16 protein-coding genes and 1 pseudogene are annotated in these 20,796 nt (G+C 39.8%); 2 read left to right on the forward strand and 15 right to left on the reverse strand.

Features of this window, described 5'->3' with window-relative positions; genetic code table 11:
* The 5 genes and pseudogenes from AC1DSL_RS11180 to AC1DSL_RS11200 all read right to left on the reverse strand — a co-directional run.
* Window positions 1-300, reverse strand: a 300-nt coding sequence (locus tag AC1DSL_RS11180; RefSeq protein ID WP_477532230.1) for an MFS transporter, incomplete at its 3' end; no start/stop codon positions are given.
* Entirely contained in the window at window positions 297-1,733 is a 1,437-nt protein-coding gene (locus AC1DSL_RS11185; protein WP_477532231.1) for an FAD-binding protein, read from the reverse strand. The genes AC1DSL_RS11185 and AC1DSL_RS11180, both read right to left, overlap by 4 nt.
* 119 nt (window positions 1,734-1,852) lie before the next feature.
* Complete coding sequence (locus AC1DSL_RS11190) at window positions 1,853-2,143, reverse strand: hypothetical protein (protein WP_477532232.1); 291 nt, start codon at window positions 2,141-2,143, stop codon at window positions 1,853-1,855.
* 17 nt (window positions 2,144-2,160) lie between these two features.
* Window positions 2,161-2,675, reverse strand: a pseudogene (locus AC1DSL_RS11195) (GrpB family protein).
* A 557-nt stretch (window positions 2,676-3,232) separates the two neighbouring features.
* Window positions 3,233-7,558, reverse strand: coding sequence for a S8 family serine peptidase (locus AC1DSL_RS11200; RefSeq protein WP_477532241.1), 4,326 nt, complete (start codon window positions 7,556-7,558; stop codon window positions 3,233-3,235).
* An 821-nt stretch (window positions 7,559-8,379) separates the two neighbouring features.
* Between AC1DSL_RS11200 and AC1DSL_RS11205 the strand changes: the two genes are divergently transcribed.
* Complete coding sequence (locus AC1DSL_RS11205; RefSeq protein WP_477532233.1) at window positions 8,380-8,625, forward strand: YdeI/OmpD-associated family protein; 246 nt, start codon at window positions 8,380-8,382, stop codon at window positions 8,623-8,625.
* Between the two features lie 53 nt (window positions 8,626-8,678).
* Here AC1DSL_RS11205 and rnz read toward each other — a convergent pair whose 3' ends face one another.
* The 5 genes from rnz to mce all read right to left on the reverse strand — a co-directional run bounded on the left by rnz (window position 8,679) and on the right by mce (window position 14,081).
* Window positions 8,679-9,626: a ribonuclease Z gene (rnz, locus tag AC1DSL_RS11210; RefSeq protein ID WP_477532234.1), complete on the reverse strand. Its 948-nt coding sequence runs from the start codon at window positions 9,624-9,626 to the stop codon at window positions 8,679-8,681.
* A gap of 1 nt (window position 9,627) precedes the next feature.
* Window positions 9,628-10,893 carry a DNA polymerase IV gene (locus AC1DSL_RS11215; protein WP_477532235.1) on the reverse strand — a complete coding sequence of 422 codons (1,266 nt, stop codon included), beginning with the start codon at window positions 10,891-10,893 and terminating at the stop codon, window positions 9,628-9,630.
* An 87-nt stretch (window positions 10,894-10,980) separates the two neighbouring features.
* A complete protein-coding gene (locus AC1DSL_RS11220; RefSeq protein WP_477532236.1) occupies window positions 10,981-12,105 on the reverse strand; it encodes a M20/M25/M40 family metallo-hydrolase in 1,125 nt (374 codons plus the stop codon).
* Window positions 12,106-12,117: 12 nt separating this feature from the next.
* Window positions 12,118-13,665 carry an acyl-CoA carboxylase subunit beta gene (locus tag AC1DSL_RS11225; RefSeq protein WP_477532237.1) on the reverse strand — a complete coding sequence of 516 codons (1,548 nt, stop codon included), beginning with the start codon at window positions 13,663-13,665 and terminating at the stop codon, window positions 12,118-12,120.
* Between the two features lie 5 nt (window positions 13,666-13,670).
* Window positions 13,671-14,081 carry a methylmalonyl-CoA epimerase gene (mce, locus tag AC1DSL_RS11230; protein WP_342543746.1) on the reverse strand — a complete coding sequence of 137 codons (411 nt, stop codon included), beginning with the start codon at window positions 14,079-14,081 and terminating at the stop codon, window positions 13,671-13,673.
* A 126-nt stretch (window positions 14,082-14,207) separates the two neighbouring features.
* Between mce and prli42 the strand changes: the two genes are divergently transcribed.
* Window positions 14,208-14,303 carry a stressosome-associated protein Prli42 gene (gene prli42, locus AC1DSL_RS11235; protein ID WP_016426997.1) on the forward strand — a complete coding sequence of 32 codons (96 nt, stop codon included), beginning with the start codon at window positions 14,208-14,210 and terminating at the stop codon, window positions 14,301-14,303.
* 25 nt (window positions 14,304-14,328) lie between these two features.
* Here the strand turns inward: prli42 and AC1DSL_RS11240 are convergent, their stop codons facing one another.
* The 5 genes from AC1DSL_RS11240 to AC1DSL_RS11260 all read right to left on the reverse strand — a co-directional run.
* Window positions 14,329-15,318, reverse strand: a complete 990-nt coding sequence (locus tag AC1DSL_RS11240; protein ID WP_036659647.1) for an aromatic acid exporter family protein — start codon at window positions 15,316-15,318, stop codon at window positions 14,329-14,331.
* 166 nt (window positions 15,319-15,484) lie between these two features.
* A complete protein-coding gene (locus AC1DSL_RS11245) occupies window positions 15,485-15,925 on the reverse strand; it encodes a BrxA/BrxB family bacilliredoxin (protein ID WP_016426995.1) in 441 nt (146 codons plus the stop codon).
* 62 nt (window positions 15,926-15,987) lie between these two features.
* A complete protein-coding gene (gene meaB / locus AC1DSL_RS11250) occupies window positions 15,988-17,082 on the reverse strand; it encodes a methylmalonyl Co-A mutase-associated GTPase MeaB (protein ID WP_477532238.1) in 1,095 nt (364 codons plus the stop codon).
* A complete protein-coding gene (gene scpA, locus AC1DSL_RS11255) occupies window positions 17,082-19,235 on the reverse strand; it encodes a methylmalonyl-CoA mutase (RefSeq protein WP_477532239.1) in 2,154 nt (717 codons plus the stop codon). The genes meaB and scpA overlap by 1 nt, the downstream gene beginning before the upstream one ends.
* The coding region (locus AC1DSL_RS11260) for a methylmalonyl-CoA mutase family protein (protein ID WP_477532240.1) at window positions 19,225-20,796 on the reverse strand (1,572 nt) is incomplete at its 5' end. The genes AC1DSL_RS11260 and scpA, both read right to left, overlap by 11 nt.

A 20,796-nucleotide genomic window follows, 5' to 3' on the forward strand; every position in this document is an offset into this window, starting at 1 on the left:
ACCCATGATTATTTGAAGTACGTAGATATGCCAGATTTCAAAAGCCAATGGGAACACCAGCAAAATCAATGCCATCCCCCATGAATAAATCATTAAAAGAATTTTGTCTCCTGCTTTGTCAGCGAATTTCCCTATTACAGGATAACTTAGCGCAGCAGTTAATGCGAAAAGCCCATAAGCCCATCCGAACTGGACGTAGCTGTTCCCCACATTTTTTAGCAGCAATATATAAAACGGAAAAATCATGCTTGCTGCCATTCCAACTGTACCTTGATAAAGTATAAATTTTCTTGCATTCATTTGTGATACTCCTCATAGAAAAGATTCATGAAGCGCTCTTCTGGATCGTATTTTTCTTTCATCTCGAAGAATTCATTTGTTCTCGGATATGCTTTTTCCAGCTGTTTCCTGGTCGGATAGTGATAATAAGGCAAATAATAGCTCCCATCATGGTCCAGCGTTACATCAATCATTTTTCTGATGATTTGACCTGTGGATTCTATACTCTCTTCACTCTTGCCTTGATTAATAAGAATCACGAGTGCAAACATGTCATCTTTTGTGTAAGACATTACAGATTCTTCATTTTGCCCCACGTAGCGCACTGTGATGTTCAATAAGTTTATCTCTTTTTCATCTTTCAGCAATTTTCTCAAATCATCGATATACGAAGAATACTGATCAATCGGAACAAAATATTCCTGTAGCACTTCTGTGTTTGTAGCATTATCATAATCCATAAAAGTTGTCTCAGACCGCATAACATTATTTCTGGACATATATGAATGCTCCAACCGGTCATTATATCCTTCTTGGATATTCCAGAACGTATTTTTACCCCAACCACTCAGACGCGAAAGACCAAGGAAAAATTTAGGGATGGCAATGATACTTTCCCGTTTCAACGAAGTGTAATCTTCTAAATTTGATTGATCAGAAGCAGTAGAAAAATCAGTTACATACATATCCGTTAAAAAGCTATCTGGTGCTACTGAGATTCTGGCAAGATGCATTTTTACATCATCATTTTGCAAAACATTTTTTGTGAAATACGATGTGTATTCATCGTAAGAAATTGATTCTGTATGTACTTGATAAAGTTCGTCTTCTGTCAATTCCAAGGTCACATCTAAGATAACTCCGAAAAGCCCGTAGCCACCGATTACTAGTTTAAACAACTCTGCATTTTCATTCCGGCTCACATTGATTATTTGTCCTTCAGCATTAAGTAACCGAAATGATTCTATCGTTTCAATCAGCGTATGATGGCGGATATCACGGCCATGAACATTCACGCTCATTGACCCCCCAACAGTGAAAATGTTTTGCGATTGACTGACTTTTAAAGCTAGACCGTACGGATTTATGTAAGATTGAATATCAGCCCATGTCACGCCACTTTGTACTGTAATGAGCTTATTTTTTTCATCCAGGTTGAGAATTTTATTATATTGCTTCATGTCGAGCATTATCCCCCCTGGATAAAGGGTTTGACCACCTTGACTGTGTTGCATACCTGCTATCGAAATCTTCTCGTCCTTCAGATCCGCCTTACGAACAATACTTTGGATTTCATCTTCACTATCGGTTGATTTCACGGATTTCATTTTGACAGGTAACAGACGTCCTCTATCTTCTTGTGTCAGATTGGCTTGTTGAGACTGATACATGGTAAAGGAAGAAGCCAATACTACCGCATATATTACGATTGCTAAATATCGAATTTTGATCATTCTTAACCTCCAAAGCTCTATAAAAAGAAATAGGCTGCCTAAGCAACCATGATAGTGAGCTATACATTTATCTCCATTTTCCTCTTCCTGACAACATATTGAAAGCTATTTCTTCCCCATCAATTGAAAAATTCCAACCAACTTGGATAATCATACTGCCCATTCGAAATTTGAAAGAATTTCCCCATGAATCCTAAGTGAACTATTCCATGTTCATAAGGCAATGCTTGCACCGAATAAGTGGAAAATAGATAAAAGTTTATTCTTTCTAATTCTATATCTTTTGGAATCTTAATACCGGTCGTTTCTTCACTGAATTCTTGGTATTCTTGATTACTTGGATTGGATATGAAAGAAATGACTAGTAGAGACAATACAAGTAGAAAGGCGATGCGTTTCATTCTTGTCATTCACTTTCACTCCCATCTCAACCATTCAATCTCATGGCACAAATGCGTTTGACGAATTCTTCCTTATGATTCGTGTATTCCAGAATGCCACTATTGCTCTCTTTTACATATTCCAATTTGAGTTGCTCATATTCTTTTCTAGTTGCTTCGTGCGAGTTTAAATAATCTCTGAAGAAAATTAAGTTATTCCATAGTTCTTTTTTATATTCAACCAAATGGATAAAATGCGTTTTCATATCATATGTGTCATCTGTAAATTTCGCAAAAACCACTTCTGATGGTCGTTCCACACCTAATCTTAAAAGCCTGCTTTTTTAAGACCTTCTGAAAATGATTTATCGATTTGTTTTATTTCATCAAGACCAACGACAATATCCACTATTGGTTTTGCCATTAGCCCTTTAATGGATGTACTGCCGATGTGTTCAATCCTGCTACTTTCAAGCTTGGTGTGATTTTGTATTTCATGTTTTGTCTTAAGAAATTCCGTATCCCATTCATTTGAATGAGGTGCTAATATGATCTCATCCATGGATCGGTTAACAGCGTCTGCAAAATCAATCATGGGTGTACGATGTGGTTCCTTGTTCGATTTACTCTCATTTTCCAACGCATGATTCCCCTTTTGTCAATCAAGACTGAGTCATTCGTCCACAAATCCACTCGTATCCTCATCAAAATATCCATTTAAAAATCCTGCAAAAGTATGACTTTCAACGTATTTGAATTGAATTAGGCATACATAAATACGCCACCAAATTAATCTTAAATAAGCCTGAAACAGTCCATTATTTTGAAGATTCACACTATGATACGACCATAATGGATACTCGCTACCAGTTCGTATTTATCTTCACTTTAAAGAAATTTGATGATAAAGCCACCAATTAATCTGCCCCTTTAGTTCAATAAGAAAAAAGGCTTTACCCCTTATTGAGGTAAAGCACCCGCTAGTTGAATAAGGTATACAATTAATAACTAATATTTTCACATTTTTCCAAGTTTAGAACCCTTGGCCTAACCTAGGGTTTTCATTTCTACAACAAAAGCAGAAACAGTTTTTAAACTGCTTCCGCTCTTTTCACTTTCTTACTTTTTCTTATTGATAAATAGTTTACCAGTCGCTATTTTTCTTGTTTCATTTCCATAACCATCTGAAACCGTTACTTCTACTTCTGCTCCGGCTACCTTCACATTGGAGGTTGCCTTGTAATAGCCCACATAATGACCAGGGGATGTTTCCATCATTGGAAATTCAGATGCAGTACTTGACAATTTATTTGTTGTATTTTTTGTGTTCGTTAACATTCTAAGCGCGAATACAGGTTTTAAGCCAGCCTCACTGTCAAATTCCACCTTAACTGTTTCACCTGATTTCAAGTACTTGTCTGTTGCTGGTTGTAAATTTTTTATAGAAGGAGCAGTAAGTTTGGCATCCACCAATACCGATTTTTTCGTTTTATTACCTGCTTTATCCTGGGCAATGACATGAATTGTATTTACTCCTTCTGATAAAAGGACTCGATGAGAGTATTTGCCGTTTGTAACTTCTGCTTGTTGACCATTTACTTTCACCCAGTCAAGGTGTTGATCTGATACTATACCTTCTACCGTCACAGCCTCTTTATTGGTTTTTACATTGTTAACTGGCTTGTCAATAGAAAGCTCTGGTTTCGTTTTGTCATAGACTACTTTAACAGGAGCCGACGCATCCGTAGTACCGCTTTCAGATGACGCTTTAGCAGTAATAGTGTTCTCTCCTTCATTTAATTGGAGTTCTGCTGAGAAGCTGCCATTTTCAGTTGTTTGCACAGATGTAGATTCCACTCCGTTATTATAAATCTTAACTGTAGTAGTCGGGGCTGATTTCCCTTCAACGATGACTGAACCTTGATTTGTAAAGAATTCATCAGCAGGTGATGTAATGACTGGTGCTTTAACTTCGTAATTAACCGTCGCCCGAATCATGTAGTTTCCTTCATCCTTAGGTGTTGGAGTAAATTCACCTCCAAAATAAGACCAGCTGCGACCAGAAAACTCACCATTCTCATCTGTTGCAAGTCCAGGAATATTCGGACTATCCCCACTTTGAATATAAACCATGTAGAAATCGTCACTGACCATAATACCTTTTGAACTTAAATCTACATGTGTCCACTCACCATTTCTTTTGGCGGTTCCATTAAATGGTCCTGCTATTTTTTTACCAGRTCCACCATCTTTCCCACTGGTATCATAAACAGCCACCTTGAAATCCGTTCCACCAGGCTGCGGCCAATCTTCTCCCCAAAATTTGAATAATCCTCCTGTTACCATTGCACTTGTTTCGCCTTCAGCTAAAGACATCTTGACAGCCCAACCATTCCCGCCGGTATAGAACCCTTGTGCGTTTTCAAGCGTACCATCATCGTAGCCAATTTCTCCAGGATACCCGATAAAAGGTTTTAACTGCATGTCTTGTTTGAAGGATCCCGCGTTTACTTTAACGGTTAATTCTTTACCATAGTAGGATGGGGATGCCACTTTTAAAGTATAACTTCCTTCGTAAGCAGTAATGCTATATTCCCCTTTTTCATTTGTTTGGACAGGTTGAATCTGAGCATCTTCCATTAAAAACAGAGTAGCATTTGGAACTGGTTCTCCCGTCACTTCATTTGTGACTAATCCTGAAATCGTTCCTTTTGGAATTTCCTCCAAAACCAAGTTCGCTGTTACATCTTCGTTAGCTGAAACTGTAACAGACTGCGATGCCGAACGATGCCCGTATGCCTCTGCCTGAACTGTGAATGTTCCTGTTGCATTAGTTAATTGATAACTGCCATTTTGCGGGTTTGTAAAGGTTGATCTACCTGTTTCCAGTACACTTACCTCTGCATCAAGCGGTAAGATTGACGGAGAAGCTCCCTGTTCTAAGTTATCTTTAGAAATCTCCTGCTTAACCGGAGTTATTTTGCTTGGATCCACTTTTACCTTTGTAGCCATTGTTAGGGAATCTTGTTGATTATGGTCTTTAACAACCCCTAATGAGGCCTTGTTAGTTGCTTGAATAGGTTGATTAGATAGACGAACGTCGTCTATATACCATCCTCGATCATTAAAAAGAATGTCTGAAGTTGCATTAAAAGCAACAAAAATTCTTTGACCAGCATACTCACTTAAATCAACTTCTCCATCAATATAACTACTGGACTCTTGACCAGTGACGCGGAATTTTTGCGTCCAGTTTTCCATATCTGTTGAAACTAATACATGGCCAAAATCATAATTTGATTCAAAATCATACCATTGTTTAAATTGTAAGTATGCCTGCCCATCTGGAAGGTCGATTGGCGGCATCAGTAACGTCATATTTGCCATATCTGGATAAAGTCCATCCAATTTTGTCGCATAAACTTTCTCACCTGATACGGCTTTTTGGGGTCCCGAAGTTGGTACTCCCCATTCCCAAACATTATTTACCCCGAAGGAACGCCAACCATCAGGCTTTGTTTCAAAGTCTTCTAAATAACCGATGCCAATTCCTGGTTTTACAGAGATGTTATACGAATCGGTTATAACTTGATTTCCAACATAATCGGTTATTTTCCATTTGTAAGTGAGAATAGGTTCTTTAATGTCTTTTCCTGAAATTGTTACCATATATGAACCATTTTTATGGTCTCCTGAGATTCTTTTAGCTTGAAGCGTATCCCAATTCCCATCTGCTTTTAAGTAGTGTAGTTCAACATTCGTTACGCTGATATTATCTGTTGCCTTAATATCTAAATCTAAATCCATGCCCGAGAATGTTTTTTGTGGAGCACTATGCTCATACTTTGGTTGCTCTGCGTCCTCGCCTTCTACACTAACTTGTCCTTTTATTTTGCCAAGTCCGGTAGTAATGGAAGCCACAGCTTCATACGCATTAACTAGTCCGTATCCGTACCCATTATTAGGGGTATCCGGGAATGTTGAGTCCGTTAAAGGTGTAGAGGTTGATAATAATATTTCCTCTAATTCATCTACTGTTAAGCTTGAATCCACTTGACGAAGAAGGGCCACAAGCCCAGCAACATGCGGTGCTGCCATTGACGTCCCATTATTAGATGCATAACCACTGCCTGAAACGGCTGATCGGATAGCAACTCCGGGTGCTGAAACATCTGGTTTCACCTCATCATATGGGGAAGGCCCTTGAAGTGAAAATGGAGCTAAATTATTATTAATATCAACCGCACCTGTTGCAAATGATTCTGGATAATTGGATGGACTGGCAGCTGATCCGGGTCCACCAGGATTCCAGAAATTTATATTTCCTACAGCAAACTCAGGGAAAATTTCTGCCGCACRCCAAGCTTCAACCATTGGACGGTACCATTCATCAAGCCCAGGACCTCCGCCCCATGAATTATTGACAACGTCAGGTGCTTTTTCAGGGTGAGGATTTCCATTTTTATCTTTTGGAGCTAAAATCCATTCACCGGCTGCTAATAAATCTACATCCTCCCCACCTTCTTTAGAGAATGCCTTAACAGCAATCCATTTTGCTCCCGGTGCAACACCAATTTGATTTTCACCGTTAGGTTCAGCACCAACCATTGTTCCTGTTACATGGGTTCCATGGCCAACATCATCATAAGGCGTCGATTCATTTGATACTGGATCATACCAATTGAACTCTTGGTCTACATTATTCGGATTAGCTGGATCATATCCTCGGTATTTTTCTTTTAAAGCGGGATGATCCCACTGTACTCCTGTATCAATGGAAGCTACGACTGTCCCGGAGCCATCAATCCCCGACTTCCATACAGAAGGGACACCGATATTTTTAAGATTCCATTCTATAGAATCCTTTTGGTTATTTACACTAGCCTTCGCCTGGGAAGTTTCTTGTGATTTTACCGCTTTATGAAGCTGCCTCGTTTCATTTGGTAGAATCTTTTCAACTTCAGGAAAAGCTGCGATTTGTTCCATGACCTCTTTCGTAGCTGTTACGGCCATTCCATTAACAATATAAAAGGATTTAGTATTTTTTGCTTTACCAGCTTTTTCTTGTTTCTTCAAATAATCTTTAACATTTACTTGTGTTTCGATTGCTGTTGACCTTAAAGAAGAAACAACAGCAGATCTTTTCATATACTTTGCCTTTGCAGGAGAAGCCTTTTGACTAATTGCATTTTTCCCTGCTTCTGTAGCTATTTCAAGTGTATTTGMTTGTTGCTTAAATTTAATTAAGAAGGTTACTTCTTTCTGTTTATCAAATTGTTTAGTTAGCTTACTATTAATCTTACTTTTATTGGATGTTAAAGCAGCTTCTTTAACAGACGTGTATGGCTTATTATTTGTTTCTGCCATACCCATACTAGGCAACATTAATGATAGGACTAAAAATGCACTTAAAATTACATACAACCATTTGAAGCGAGCACTCATTTTTCTTTTCAAAACTTCTCCTCCTTAGTTCATTCAGTTGAAATAGTGATGCAATTCATCCAATTACCTAAAAGATCAAATCACCTCCTAAAATTGAAATCTCTTAGATGAGAAAATTTTCCTGTTAATATAACCATTGCGAAAAAATAGATCATCAGGTATCGGAATGTGTCGAAAATGAATGCGTTTTCATAAAATAATACTTTCGAATTAGGATAAATAACCCTACATACGCTTGTAACCATTTATCTAGCATGAAGAACACCAAATACCCCCTTGCATATTTAAACATAATCATTTATGTTTTTCCGCTTTCCCTCTCCGTCCTCACTCTCGCATCCACCTCCTATGTTGAATAATCACATTCATTTTCTTATGATTTTCGTATATGAATCTATTGAATATTCACTTTATTTMTATTAAACCTAGTGTAGTATAGACGCATTTTTTTGGCAATGTTTGTTAAGGAAAATCATTCCATATACTCACTTGTTATTTTTTGTATATGAGTTATGTATTATAAGCACATTTTTTTGACAATCTTTGTTAAGTAAAATCATTCTATATACTCATTTATTGTTTTTGAATAGGAGTTATTTACCAGTAAATTACTCCATAGAATTGATTATCACTCACCCTTTGCTGGAAACCGATACCTTAAAGTACAAAGTACAAACCATTCTTCTCTTCTGATCATCACCATAACTTCAACTATATCTCGTAAGTATGTTTTTCTAACTACTCAACCATCTCTATGAATAAGAAGTGTATATTAAGGTCATTACTCAATCCTTTTCTCTAGTATCTCAAACTATTTTTTCTTGGATCACTTTCAATGTGTCGATGATTATATTGAGTATGTCGAACATATCAAAGAATATTTAAGTCGCAATGAAGATTCTCTGGAAGCTTATAATAAATTGACTTTCGGCTATCAAAAAGATTGGGCACGATATGTGTATAGCGCGAAGAAAATTGAAACCCAGGAAAAACGCTTACTTGAAATGGAAACCATTCTAGGGGAAGGCTACAAGTCCATGGATTTGTATCGAAGAAAGAAAAAGTAAATGGTCTTGCAAAAGAAAAATAAGCGTACCTGAATTCCTTCATTCAGATACGCTTATTTATTTTTGATTCTTTTCAATTCATCTTGCTTCCATTCATATTCCGCAAAATCTTCCGCCACAGTAATGGAATGAAATACGAATAATCCTTGTTTTCGCAGTTCTTCTGCTTGGCTGGGTAAAAATCTGGCGCTGATATGTTGAACGATGAGATGTTTGGCTCCACTTTCTTTCGCAACTTGTGCTGCCTGTGTAATTGTTGAATGGCCATAAGGTTTCGCAAGTTCCTCTGTACCTGCATCAAATGTCGCTTCATGAATGACGATATCAACGTCCCTGCTTAATTCAATTGATGCCTGGCAATAACGCGTATCTCCGAGAATACTTATAGAGAATCCATTTACCGGTCCAGCTGTTACATCCTGACTTAACACAGTTTGACCATTTTCTAAAACTACATCCTGCCCTTTTTTTAGTTTTGCCAATAAAGGTCCTTTCGGCACTCCCAGCTGAATGGCCTTTTCAATCAGTAATTGTGGTGGTAAAGGTTTTTGAATGACTCGATAGCCAAAACAAGGAATAACATGTTGCAACAATTTAGCCTCAACAGTAAATTGCTCATCTTCGAAAATTACGCCTTCTTCTATCTCAACAAAGTTCAATTTGTATTGTAAAACGGTTCTCGATATACGAAGGGTCGTAGTAATCCACTCTTCGATACCGATAGGCCCATAAATGGTCAAAGGTTCTTTCCCGTCCATAAAAGAACGAGAACCCAGTAAGCCAGGCAGACCGAAAATATGGTCCCCATGCAAATGGGTAATAAATATTTTTTCAAGCTTTCTGGGCTTTAAGGTCGTGTGCAGCATTTGGTGCTGCGTCGCTTCACCACAATCAAACAACCAAAAAGTGCCTCTTTCCTGCATCAGTTTCAATACGAGTGCGCTTGTATTTCGTTGTTTGGAAGGCATGCCTGCGCCTGTGCCTAAAAATTGCAATTCCATATCAGGTGTTCTCCCTATCTTTGTGATCATCTAAAAAATCTTTACTGAAACTTGTCTTGGATTCATACGTCGGTTTCCTAACTTGTGTATGTCCTCTTGTAATCATATCTTTGCCGAATTTTGATTGTAGAGATTCTACCAGTTTCAATATAGGCTCTTCTTTTGCATGTTCCTCAAAATTGTATATGGATAATTGTTCGGTGAAGTCTACACGGTCTACAACGTTGCTGACAGTCACGCCAAGCAGTCTAATAGCTTGGCCATCCCAATTTTTCGTAAACAATGACCATGCCACTTCAAAAATCTTATCCTTTTCATAAACCAGATTGCGAAACGATTGACTGCGTGATGAATTTCTCCAATCCGCATCCCGAATTTGAATGGACACGGTTGGACCGGCGAGTCGCTTTGCTTCCAAACGGTTTGCCACTCTCGCACTCAAGTTTTGAAAGACTTTTCGAAGTTCATGTAAATCGGTTTCGTCGCTCGGCAATGTCGTGGAGTTTCCTACACTTTTTGTATCATAAACGGAATCTGGGTCGACAAACCGTTCATCTTGTCCATTAGCTCGATTTTTCAGTCGAATGCCATTCTTCCCAAGTGCTTCTTTCAATAAACCTTCTTCAGCGTTGGCAATATCGCCAATCGTTTTCAAACCGATACTGTTCAATTTTTTCGCAGTGCTTTCGCCTACCCCATGCATTTCCAATACTGGTAGTGGCCATAAAACTTTATCTATATCCCGCTTTCGCAGGACCGTAATCCCCATGGGTTTCTTCAAATTCGATGCCGTTTTTGCTAAAAATTTATTTGGCGCAATGCCAATCGAACAAGGCAAATCCAGCTCCTGTACTAACCTTGTCTGAATGTCCGCTGCAATTTGTAAGGGTGACATAGGGCTATCAATTTCTGTGACATCCATATAACCTTCATCTATCGATACTGGTTCTACTTGTTTTGTATACGTTCTTAATAAATCAAACATCGCTCGAGATGCAATTCGATAACGCTCGAAATTTGGCGGCAACAATATTAATTCGGGACATTTTCGCTTTGCTTCCCACACACTCATCGTTGTATAGACTCCACGGGCACGCGCCTCATATGAACAAGTTACGAGAATCCCTCTTCGTTCTTTTGGATTTCCGGCAATGGCAATTGCTTTCCCTTTTAAAGTAGGATCATACGATTGCTCAACTGACGCATAAAAACTATTCATATCAATATGAAAAATAATACGAGATTTATTGCGTTTTATGTCCATCATATCCTCATCGCCTCTTCATGTACTGAACATAATCATAACAAAAATCGAGACATCAGGTTAACCTGAAATCTCGACTTTATCCATGAATTAAGCTTGTTTTGCAGAAACCTTAACAATTTCAACGAGTAAATCTGACAACTTCTCAAGTTCTTCTACAGGCATGCGTTCATTTTTCGTGTGAATCTCTTCATATCCAACAGACAAATTCACCGTAGGAATGCCGAAGCCTGCAATGATGTTTGCATCACTTCCGCCACCACTTGTTCCAAGGTTTGGTGTGCGTCCAATGTTCTTGACTGCTTGAATGGATACTTGCGTCACATGTTCATCTTCATCAAAACGGAAGCCAGGATACATTAACTGAATATCGATTTCGGCTTTTCCACCCATTGCAGCAGCGGTCTCTTCAAATACCGTTTTCATATGCGCAGTTTGAATGTCCAATTTATCCGGCACAATCGAACGTGCTTCAGCTAGAATATTCACTTCATCGCATACGATATTCGTTGCACCGCCACCTTCAAAACGTCCGATATTGGCAGTCGTTTCTTCATCGATACGACCTAATGTCATTTTCGCTATTGATTTTGCAGCAATGTTAATGGCAGAAATTCCTTTTTCTGGTGCAACGCCTGCATGTGCAGTTTTGCCCAAAATCTTCGCTCCAATTTTTGCTTGGTAAGGGGCTGCCGTAACGATTCCACCGACTTTCCCATCTGAATCGACTGCAAATCCATATTTGGCAGTGATTAGAGAAGCATCTAATTGTTTTGCACCTGCAAGTCCACTTTCTTCACCAGCAGTAATAATGAATTGAATGTCCCCATGCTCAACTGATTCTTCTTTTAGGCGTTTAATCATGTCGAATAACGCCGCAATGCCTGCTTTATCATCTGCACCTAAAATCGTTGTGCCGTCGGAATAAATATAGCCGTCTTCGCGAAGTTCAGGTTTAATCCCTTTCCCGGGAACTACAGTATCCATATGAGTCGTGAAATATATTGTGTCCACATCTGCGAGAGTTCCTTTTAAAGTGGCGATTAAATTTCCAGCACCATGGCCACTTCGGGCAGCCGAGTCGTCTTCAATTACGTCAAAACCCAGGTCTTCCATTTTGCTTTTTAAGATAGGTGCAATTATTTGCTCATGTTTTGTTTCTGAATCTATTTGTACGAGTTCCAAAAACTCATCAATTAAACGTTGGTTTGTCATATTAAAACTCCTTTATAATGGGATATTGCCATGTTTTTTGGTAGGTCGGGTTTCTTTCTTATTACGCATCATATCTAGAGCCTGAATGAGTTTAATACGCGTTTCGCGTGGATCGATTACATCATCCACCATACCTCGTGCAGCAGCTACATAAGGGTTTGCAAATTTTTCGCGATATTCCTCGATTTTTGTCGCACGCGTTTGTTCAGGATTGTCGCTTTGCGCGATTTCCCGGGAAAAGATTACGTTTGCTGCCCCTTGTGGACCCATTACTGCAATTTCTGCGTTTGGCCAAGAGAACACCAGATCAGCACCGATGGATTTAGAGTTTAGTGCTACATATGCTCCACCATATGCTTTTCTTAAAATGACTGTCATCTTCGGAACAGTTGCTTCAGAATACGCATATAAAATCTTTGCCCCGTGACGAATGATTCCACCATGTTCTTGTTTAATTCCCGGGAAAAATCCGGTTACATCTTCAAACGTAATGATTGGAATATTGAATGAGTCACAGAATCGAATAAAACGTGCTGCTTTATCCGAAGAATTGATGTCGAGACCCCCAGCCATTACTTTCGGCTGGTTACACACCAAACCTACGACTTCCCCTTTAATACGAGCCAGACCAATTACAATATTACGTGCAAACTCTTTCTGTACTTCCATGAATGAATCCTGGTCCACCACTTGTTCGATAACTTTACGAATGTCGTAAGGACGAATTGCATCAAACGGTACAACATCCGTTAATTCAGGTCGATAATCATCCATTTGGTCAGCTTCCAGACGAGGTGGTTTCTCATCGTTATTTTGTGGCAAGAAACTTAGTAAATCTCTAACCTGCTGAAGTATTTCCTGCTCTGTTTCAGCACGGAAATGAGCATTTCCACTGATGGCATTATGTACTTTTGAACCGCCCAAGTCCTCAGAAGATATTTTTTCTCCTGTAACTGTTTCAATAACTTTTGGACCGGTAATAAACATTTGGCTTGTTTTATCGACCATAAAGACAAAATCCGTGATTGCTGGAGAATAGACTGCCCCACCGGCACATGGTCCCATAATGACCGAGATTTGCGGAATGACGCCTGAATAAATGGTATTACGATAGAAAATATGGCCATATCCATCAAGAGACACAACGCCCTCTTGAATACGTGCACCACMAGAATCATTTAACCCAATGAACGGTGCGCCATTTTTGGCTGCCAAGTCCATGACATTGGCAATTTTCATCGCATGCATCTCACCAAGTGCTCCGCCAAATACTGTGAAGTCCTGAGAGAATAAATAAATCGCACGACCATTTACTTTCCCGTATCCTGTAACGACTCCATCCCCTGGCCCTTTTTGAGTGTCCATGCCAAAGTCGACCGTACGGTGTTCAATGAATGGATTCAATTCAACGAACGTTCCTGGATCGACCAATAAATCGATGCGTTCACGTGCTGTCAATTTTCCTTTAGCGTGCTGTTTTTCAATTCTATCGTCTCCGCCGCCCAGTTCTATTTCACGCTTGCGATCGTATAAATCATTGATTTTTTCATAAATGTCCATGTATATTACCCCTTTAACCCGCTTTTATCACACAATTCATAAAGTACACCGAAAGAAGACTTTGGATGCAAGAAGGCAACTTGAGCACCACCCGCTCCAATCTTCGGCTGTTCATTTAATATTCGTACGCCTTTTTCACGAAGTTCAATCATGCGTTCGTCGATGCCCTCTACTCCAAAAGCAATGTGATGAATGCCTTCCCCTTTTTTTTCAATGAAAGAGTGAATGGCACTTTGTTCAGACATTGGCTCCAGTAACTCAAGTTTGACGTTACCTGCATCAATGAATGCCACACGTACTGATTCAGAAGCTACTTCTTCGATTTTCAAAACTGTTAAACCTAATGTTTCTGTATAATAAGGGATTGTTTCATCTAGACTTTTAACGGCGATGCCGATATGATCGACCTTTTTCAAAATAGCCACACCCTTCTGTTTTCTCCATCCTCTATTGTACCGATTTCTTTTTGAAAACTCTACCTCTTGAGAATTTTTTCAGTTTCTACTAAACTTAAGAATAGCTAGTTAAAGGAGTTGTCTCGCATGCGTAATGCTAATTTCCGCAAGTTTGTCATCTATTTAATGATCATCATGATGGCTTTATCAAGTATCTTGTTTGGATTAAGCTTGTTCTTTTAAAAAAACAGCTTCGAAGGGAATCTTATTACTCCTTCGAAGCTGTCTTTTTTTTCATATTAAATCCAACAAAGCTACGTTTGATACGTAAATACTGTTCCATCTCTTCGATGAATTGATAAAGTGCCGCCATCGCCAGAAAGTTTTCATGATCTTTCGGAAGAGGCATCTTAGCAAAGTCTTCTTTAACCTCATCTAGCTTCGATATAAACTTATGAGCCGTATTTCCGGAATGTACGTGATTCGCCAATTCTTCCATAAAGTCAGCGACAATGTAACAATGAGAAATATTAACTGGCAACGCAGTTATTTTCGGTAAAACTCTCTCAATAATTTCGAACTGTTGTTCGCGCATATCGAAATATAGGTAATGCAGATTTTGTCTGCGGTTTAAATGGTTTTCGACATCCTGATAAGCAAGAGCTTTTCCTTTTTCAATCACTTCAGAGGCTTCAACAAGTTCTTTTCCATCCCAATCCGATTCTCCGTTTCGTAAATACGAAGTAATTTCATGAAAAATCTTCGAATACAAGGACTCGAGATCCAAACGATATTTTTTTAAATCCTTCTCGATTGAAGGCATATATAAGTTAACTAACAATGCCACACCAAATCCGACAATCATCAATTGAACTTCATTCCACAACAGTGACCATGACATATCTTTAGCATCAAATAAATGCAGGAGGATGACAACGCTAGAAACAAAGCCATCCTGAAATCTTAAGGATACAAGCGTTGGAATAAATAATATTAAAATAAGGCCGAAAACTAGTGGATGATACGCGATTCCTTCAAAAAATACGAAAGCGAACCCCACCCCGATGATGCTGGCAATGATACGTGAATAAACTGCACGTAGTGACTTCCGTTTAGTGGGTTGAATGCACAAAACGGTCAAAATGAAGGCGGAACTATAATAATCCAAATTCAAAAACATGGCAATAAGCATGGCTATACTCGCGCCAACTGCCGTTTTTAATGTCCGATAACCAATTTTAAATCGTCGGAAATTCATGAGTACACCAACTTTCGCAAGAAAAGTGAAAATCAACAATTCTTAACATGCATTTAGAGTAACCAAATATAATCTTCTAGCTATATACGTGAAGAGTGAGACCCACAAGTGTAGAGTCAATAAATAAAGAAGAAAAAAGAGCACCAACTAAGTGCTCTTCCTTTCCTTATAGCTCGTCACAATGTTCTTCAAACAGTGCTTGAATGTGTGTGATGACTGACATTGGGTCATGTCCTTCGATTTCGTGGCGACCGATATCAGCAACAGCTTGTCCATCTTTTAATAGAACAAATGAAGGTGAAGATGGCAAATGATCATCCCCGAACAACATACGAGCTTGAGCAGTTGCTTCTTTATCTTGTCCTGCAAATACTGTTACTAAATGATTTGGTCGTTTGTCGTAATGTACTGCATTCGCTGCTGCAGGGCGAGCAATGCCGCCTGCACAACCACATACAGAGTTAATCATCACTAAAGACGTACCTGGACGGGCGAATGCTTGTTCAACATCTTCTGCAGAAGTCAATTGCTCATAACCACTTGCTTCCATCTCACCACGTGCCTGACGTACTATATCATTCATCAATAAGTTAAAATCCATGTTCATTTGAAAAACTCCTCTCAAACTTCACTATTAATAATAGCAGGTCATTAATAGACACGCAAAATCTAGGTTTTGGACGTGTTTGTAAATAATTGCTCAACTGCCTGTGAAACGGTCAAATCACCTTGTAAAATTTCTTTTTCCAGCGATTTCACTAGCGATTTCGTCTGTGGGGTTCCATAAAATTCATCCATTAGACGATCCAAAATCATCGTATGAAACCACTCTTTTGTCTGTGACTGGCGGCGTTCATCAAAAACGCCTGATTTAGTCAACGTTTCTTTAAAAGAACCGATTACTTCCCAAACTTCGCGTATTCCCATTTTTTCAATAGAAGAGACAGGCATTGCTTTTGTCGTCCAGCCTAGACTGGCAGGTTGCAGGAAATGAAGAATTTGCTCATATTCGGCAACTGTCTTTTTCGACATTTTCAAATTGTCTCCATCCGCTTTATGCACAACCAGCAAATCGGCCAGTTCCATAATGCCTTTCTTCATTCCTTGAAGTTCGTCCCCCGCACCTGTTAAAACGAGTAACATAAAGAAATCGACCATGCCGCGTACAATCGTTTCACTTTGCCCGACACCGACCGTTTCAATCAAGATAACATCGTAACCTGCAGCTTCACAAAGCAACATCGTTTCACGCGTTTTTTTGTGAACGCCACCGAGTGTCCCTGCAGAAGGAGATGGTCGAATGAAAGCATTTTCGTGTCGAACGAGTTCTTCCATCCGAGTTTTATCCCCTAAAATACTGCCACCTGTAAGGCTTGAGCTCGGATCAATGGCGAGTACAGCCACTTTAAATCCAATGTCACACAAATATTTCCCGAACGCTTCGATAAACGTACTTTTCCCCGCACCTGGAACACCCGTGATGCCGATACGAATACTATTTCCCGTATGAGGCAGCAATTCCTGCAGCAACTGTTGACCAGTACGTTTATCGTCCATCACGGTACTTTCAAGCAAAGTGATGGCTTTAGCTAAATGGAGCCTGGAACCATGACGAATTTCACGCGAAAAATCATCGACAGAAATCTCTTTTTTGTGAGATCGTCGAAATTGCTTTCGAGACGTTTGCCCCATGCCGTCATGAGTAGACTTCAGTCCACCCATCACATGCATTGCACTTTTCTGCTGGTTCTCTTGACCTTCCATTATTCCTTCACTTCCTCATACCCAAGACGTCTATAGATTTCTTCTATCACTTTCGCAGCTGCCACCGGAATGACAGTTCCTGGACCAAAGATTGCAGCAGCTCCGTTTTCACGTAAAAACGCATAATCTTGAGCTGGAATTACTCCTCCAACCACAATGAGAATATCTTCGCGATTCATTTTCTTCAGTTCACTTTGAAGTGCAGGCACTAATGTCATATGTCCAGCTGCAAGTGAACTTACTCCAATTACGTGCACATCGTTTTCGACCGCTTGTTTTGCTGTTTCTTCTGGTGTTTGGAATAACGGACCAATATCCACGTCAAAACCTAAATCGGCAAATGCCGTCGCGATGACTTTGGCACCACGATCATGTCCGTCCTGCCCCATTTTCGCGATAATAATTCGTGGACGGCGACCCTCGTTTTCTTTAAAGTCTTCCGTCATGTCTTTTACTGCCTGGATTTCTTCTTCATTTGAGAAGTTTGAACTGTATACGCCACTCACGGAACGAATCACCGCCTTATGTCGACCTGATACTCGTTCAATCGCATCTGAAATTTCGCCAAGAGTAGCACGAACACGCGCCGCTTGAACTGCACATGCAAGCAAATTGTCTTCCCCAGTTTCAGCCGCTTTTGTAAGAGCAGTCAATGCCAATTGCACGTCATCTTCATTTCGCGTTTGTTTCATTTTTTCAAGACGGTCGATTTGTTTTTGACGCACGACCGTATTGTCAATATTCAAGATATCAATCGGTTCTTCCTCAGCAAGTCGGAATTTGTTAACACCGATGATGATTTCTTTACCTGAGTCAATTTGTGCTTGTTTCTTAGCAGCAGCTTCTTCGATTTTCATTTTCGGTAATCCTGTTTCAATCGCTTTCGCCATTCCGCCAAGTTCTTCGATTTCTTCAATCAATGCCCATGCTTTTTGCATCAATTCGTCCGTCAATTTCTCAACAGCATAAGAACCTCCCCACGGATCGATCACTTTTGTCATCATCGTTTCTTCCTGTAGGAACAACTGCGTATTTCGTGCAATTCGCGCTGAGAAATCCGTCGGTAACGCAATTGCTTCATCCAATGCATTGGTATGCAGGGACTGCGTATGCCCCATAGCTGACGCATTTGCTTCAATTAATGTACGTGTCACATTGTTGAATGGATCTTGCTCCGTTAAACTCCATCCTGACGTTTGAGAATGTGTTCGGAGTGCCAAAGATTTCGGATTCTTAGGATCAAACGTCTGCATCATTTGCGCCCATATTCTTCTAGCAGCACGCATTTTCGCTACTTCCATGAAATAATTCATGCCAATTGCCCAGAAAAACGACAATCGGGGTGCAAATGAATCAATGTCGATTCCTGCTTTCAAACCAGTTCTCACATATTCCAAACCATCTGCCAATGTATAAGCAAGTTCGATATCAGCAGTTGCACCGGCTTCTTGCATATGGTAACCAGAAATCGAAATCGAATTGAATTTAGGCATAAACTTCGACGTGTATTCAAAAATATCCGCAATGATTTTCATCGACATTTTCGGTGGATAAATGTACGTGTTACGTACCATGTATTCTTTCAAAATGTCATTTTGAATAGTTCCCGTTAATTGCTCATGCGTAACTCCCTGTTCTTCCGCTGTCACGATATAAAAGGCCAAGATCGGCAATACCGCCCCGTTCATGGTCATTGATACTGACATTTGATCTAAAGGAATGCCATCGAACAAAATTTTCATGTCTTCTATCGAATCAATTGCTACTCCAGCTTTCCCAACGTCGCCTGTTACCCGTTCATGGTCAGAATCGTATCCTCGATGGGTAGCCAAATCAAAGGCTACTGAAAGCCCTTTCTGGCCCATTGCCAAGTTTCGGCGATAAAAGGCATTGCTTTCTTCCGCAGTTGAAAATCCTGCATATTGTCGTACAGTCCATGGACGTGACACATACATCGTGGGATAAGGTCCTCGTGTGTTTGGTGCAATACCTGGAAAATCCGACATATGATCAAGTTTTTCTACATCTTCTTTTGTATATCTAGAAGCCAGTCGAATGCCTTCATTCGTTAAATAGGATTCGTCAGCTTTTTGTGAGTCATGTTGTTGCGTTACAAACTGTTCCAGTTGAACTGCTTTGAAATCAGGCTTCATTAACATGGCCCCCATTCTTTTTAACATCAATCAATTGCTGCATTTTGGCAATGACATCCTGGCCTGCAAAAATAGAACCATTCAGACCTTGCTCACGCCATTTGTTTTCTTCAGTATGTCTACCCGCAACATCAATTATTGTTTGTTGATCGGCAATATTTAAGAACTGTGGCAGAATTTCGTTCGTTATTTCATCCTTGGCTGCACATACCACATATTCCATCTGGTTAGATTTTACCCAATGCCATGCAGATTGAGCATCAGAGAATACTGGGCTCATGACTGGATTTAATCCTCCCGCTTGCAGGAAACCTTGGACAAAATCAGCTCTCGGTTTAACGTCTTTCAAAACGCCAAATGACACAACGGCAGTTGAAAGTGGAAACTCACCGAAATGTTTTCGAAGTTGTTCGAAAGGAACTGCTAAGCGTCCGTACTCTTCTGCAGTGTCAGTTGTGACAATCGAATCTGACGGATTGGCATAAACATTCGTCCCGATTAATGAAGCTTTGCGTTTTGCGATTGCTTGTATTCTTGATGAGTGGACGTTTTTAGCCAGTGACATCAAATAATCTTCTTGTTCCGCTGGATTCATATCCACCGTTTTCAGGAACAAATCCCATGATTGTCTGACAAGGTCTGCAGTTAATGATTCGACATAAAATGAACCTKCTGAAGGATCAATCATTTTATTAACCATCGTCTCTTCGCGAATGACCAGTTGTACATTGCGTGCAATTCGCTCTGACGTTGGAGATGTGCCTGTCAATGCATCATAAGGTGAAACCGATAGGATGTCTGCGCCGCCTAGTACGGCTGAAAAAGCTGCATTTCCGGCTCTTAATAAATTAACAGTCGGATCTAATTTCGAGTATGATCTCAATGAAGTATTAGCAATAACGTTAATTGCTTCTTCCTTTTGGTTATATGCACTTGAAAACGCTTTCCATAATACGCGGAATGCACGTAATTTAGCTATTTCCATAAAGAAGTTCGTGTCGATTTCAAATTGTGTCGCGACCTTTGTTAATTCAGCTTGCTCTTCTGCTTGTTTCGAAAGTGCCAACAATGCATAGGCAAGTTCATGAACGGCAGTACCACCAGCGTAGTGAATAGCACTGGTTGAAATATTTCTGCTAAGTGACTGAACTGAGACGGGACCTTCAATGTAACCATTCAGTTCATCTAACTGCTGCTGAGTCATTCTGTCAAAGACTTGCATGATTTGATCGTCAGAGTCTTTAATTGATAAATAGAATGGATGGCTATTCAACAATTCAGCCAAGTCCTCTATTTCAGTAGCTGACCAAGCCCATGAAGGAACTGTAGCTTTGTAGACAGTCATGTCGTTACCTAGATTTAATTGTTCTTTTGCTTTATGTAGAAATTCTGAAGCCGAACCGGCATTTGTCGTTTGGGCAACAAGCCAAGTCGGTTCTTTTTTCGCATGCGAAATGACGGCGGAATGATTCAATGTTTTATGTAAATGTTCAGCCGTATAAAGCGGTTCGAGGTCGATACCTTCAAAAGTAGGTGTAATCAATTGTTCATACGGTTTGCC

The organism is Paenisporosarcina sp. P4_D4 (genome assembly GCF_056401835.1).

Excerpts from the sequence above, each read along its gene's own strand:
- AC1DSL_RS11240 (WP_036659647.1), bottom strand. The coding sequence starts at position 15,318 with ATGAATTTCCGACGATTTAAAATTGGTTATCGGACATTAAAAACGGCA.
- AC1DSL_RS11220 (WP_477532236.1), bottom strand. The coding sequence starts at position 12,105 with ATGACAAACCAACGTTTAATTGATGAGTTTTTGGAACTCGTACAAATA.
- AC1DSL_RS11215 (WP_477532235.1), bottom strand. The coding sequence starts at position 10,893 with ATGATGGACATAAAACGCAATAAATCTCGTATTATTTTTCATATTGAT.
- scpA (WP_477532239.1), bottom strand. The coding sequence starts at position 19,235 with ATGAAGCCTGATTTCAAAGCAGTTCAACTGGAACAGTTTGTAACGCAA.
- AC1DSL_RS11190 (WP_477532232.1), bottom strand. The coding sequence starts at position 2,143 with ATGACAAGAATGAAACGCATCGCCTTTCTACTTGTATTGTCTCTACTA.
- AC1DSL_RS11245 (WP_016426995.1), bottom strand. The coding sequence starts at position 15,925 with ATGAACATGGATTTTAACTTATTGATGAATGATATAGTACGTCAGGCA.
- AC1DSL_RS11185 (WP_477532231.1), bottom strand. The coding sequence starts at position 1,733 with ATGATCAAAATTCGATATTTAGCAATCGTAATATATGCGGTAGTATTG.
- rnz (WP_477532234.1), bottom strand. The coding sequence starts at position 9,626 with ATGGAATTGCAATTTTTAGGCACAGGCGCAGGCATGCCTTCCAAACAA.
- meaB (WP_477532238.1), bottom strand. The coding sequence starts at position 17,082 with ATGGAAGGTCAAGAGAACCAGCAGAAAAGTGCAATGCATGTGATGGGT.
- prli42 (WP_016426997.1), top strand. The coding sequence starts at position 14,208 with ATGCGTAATGCTAATTTCCGCAAGTTTGTCATCTATTTAATGATCATC.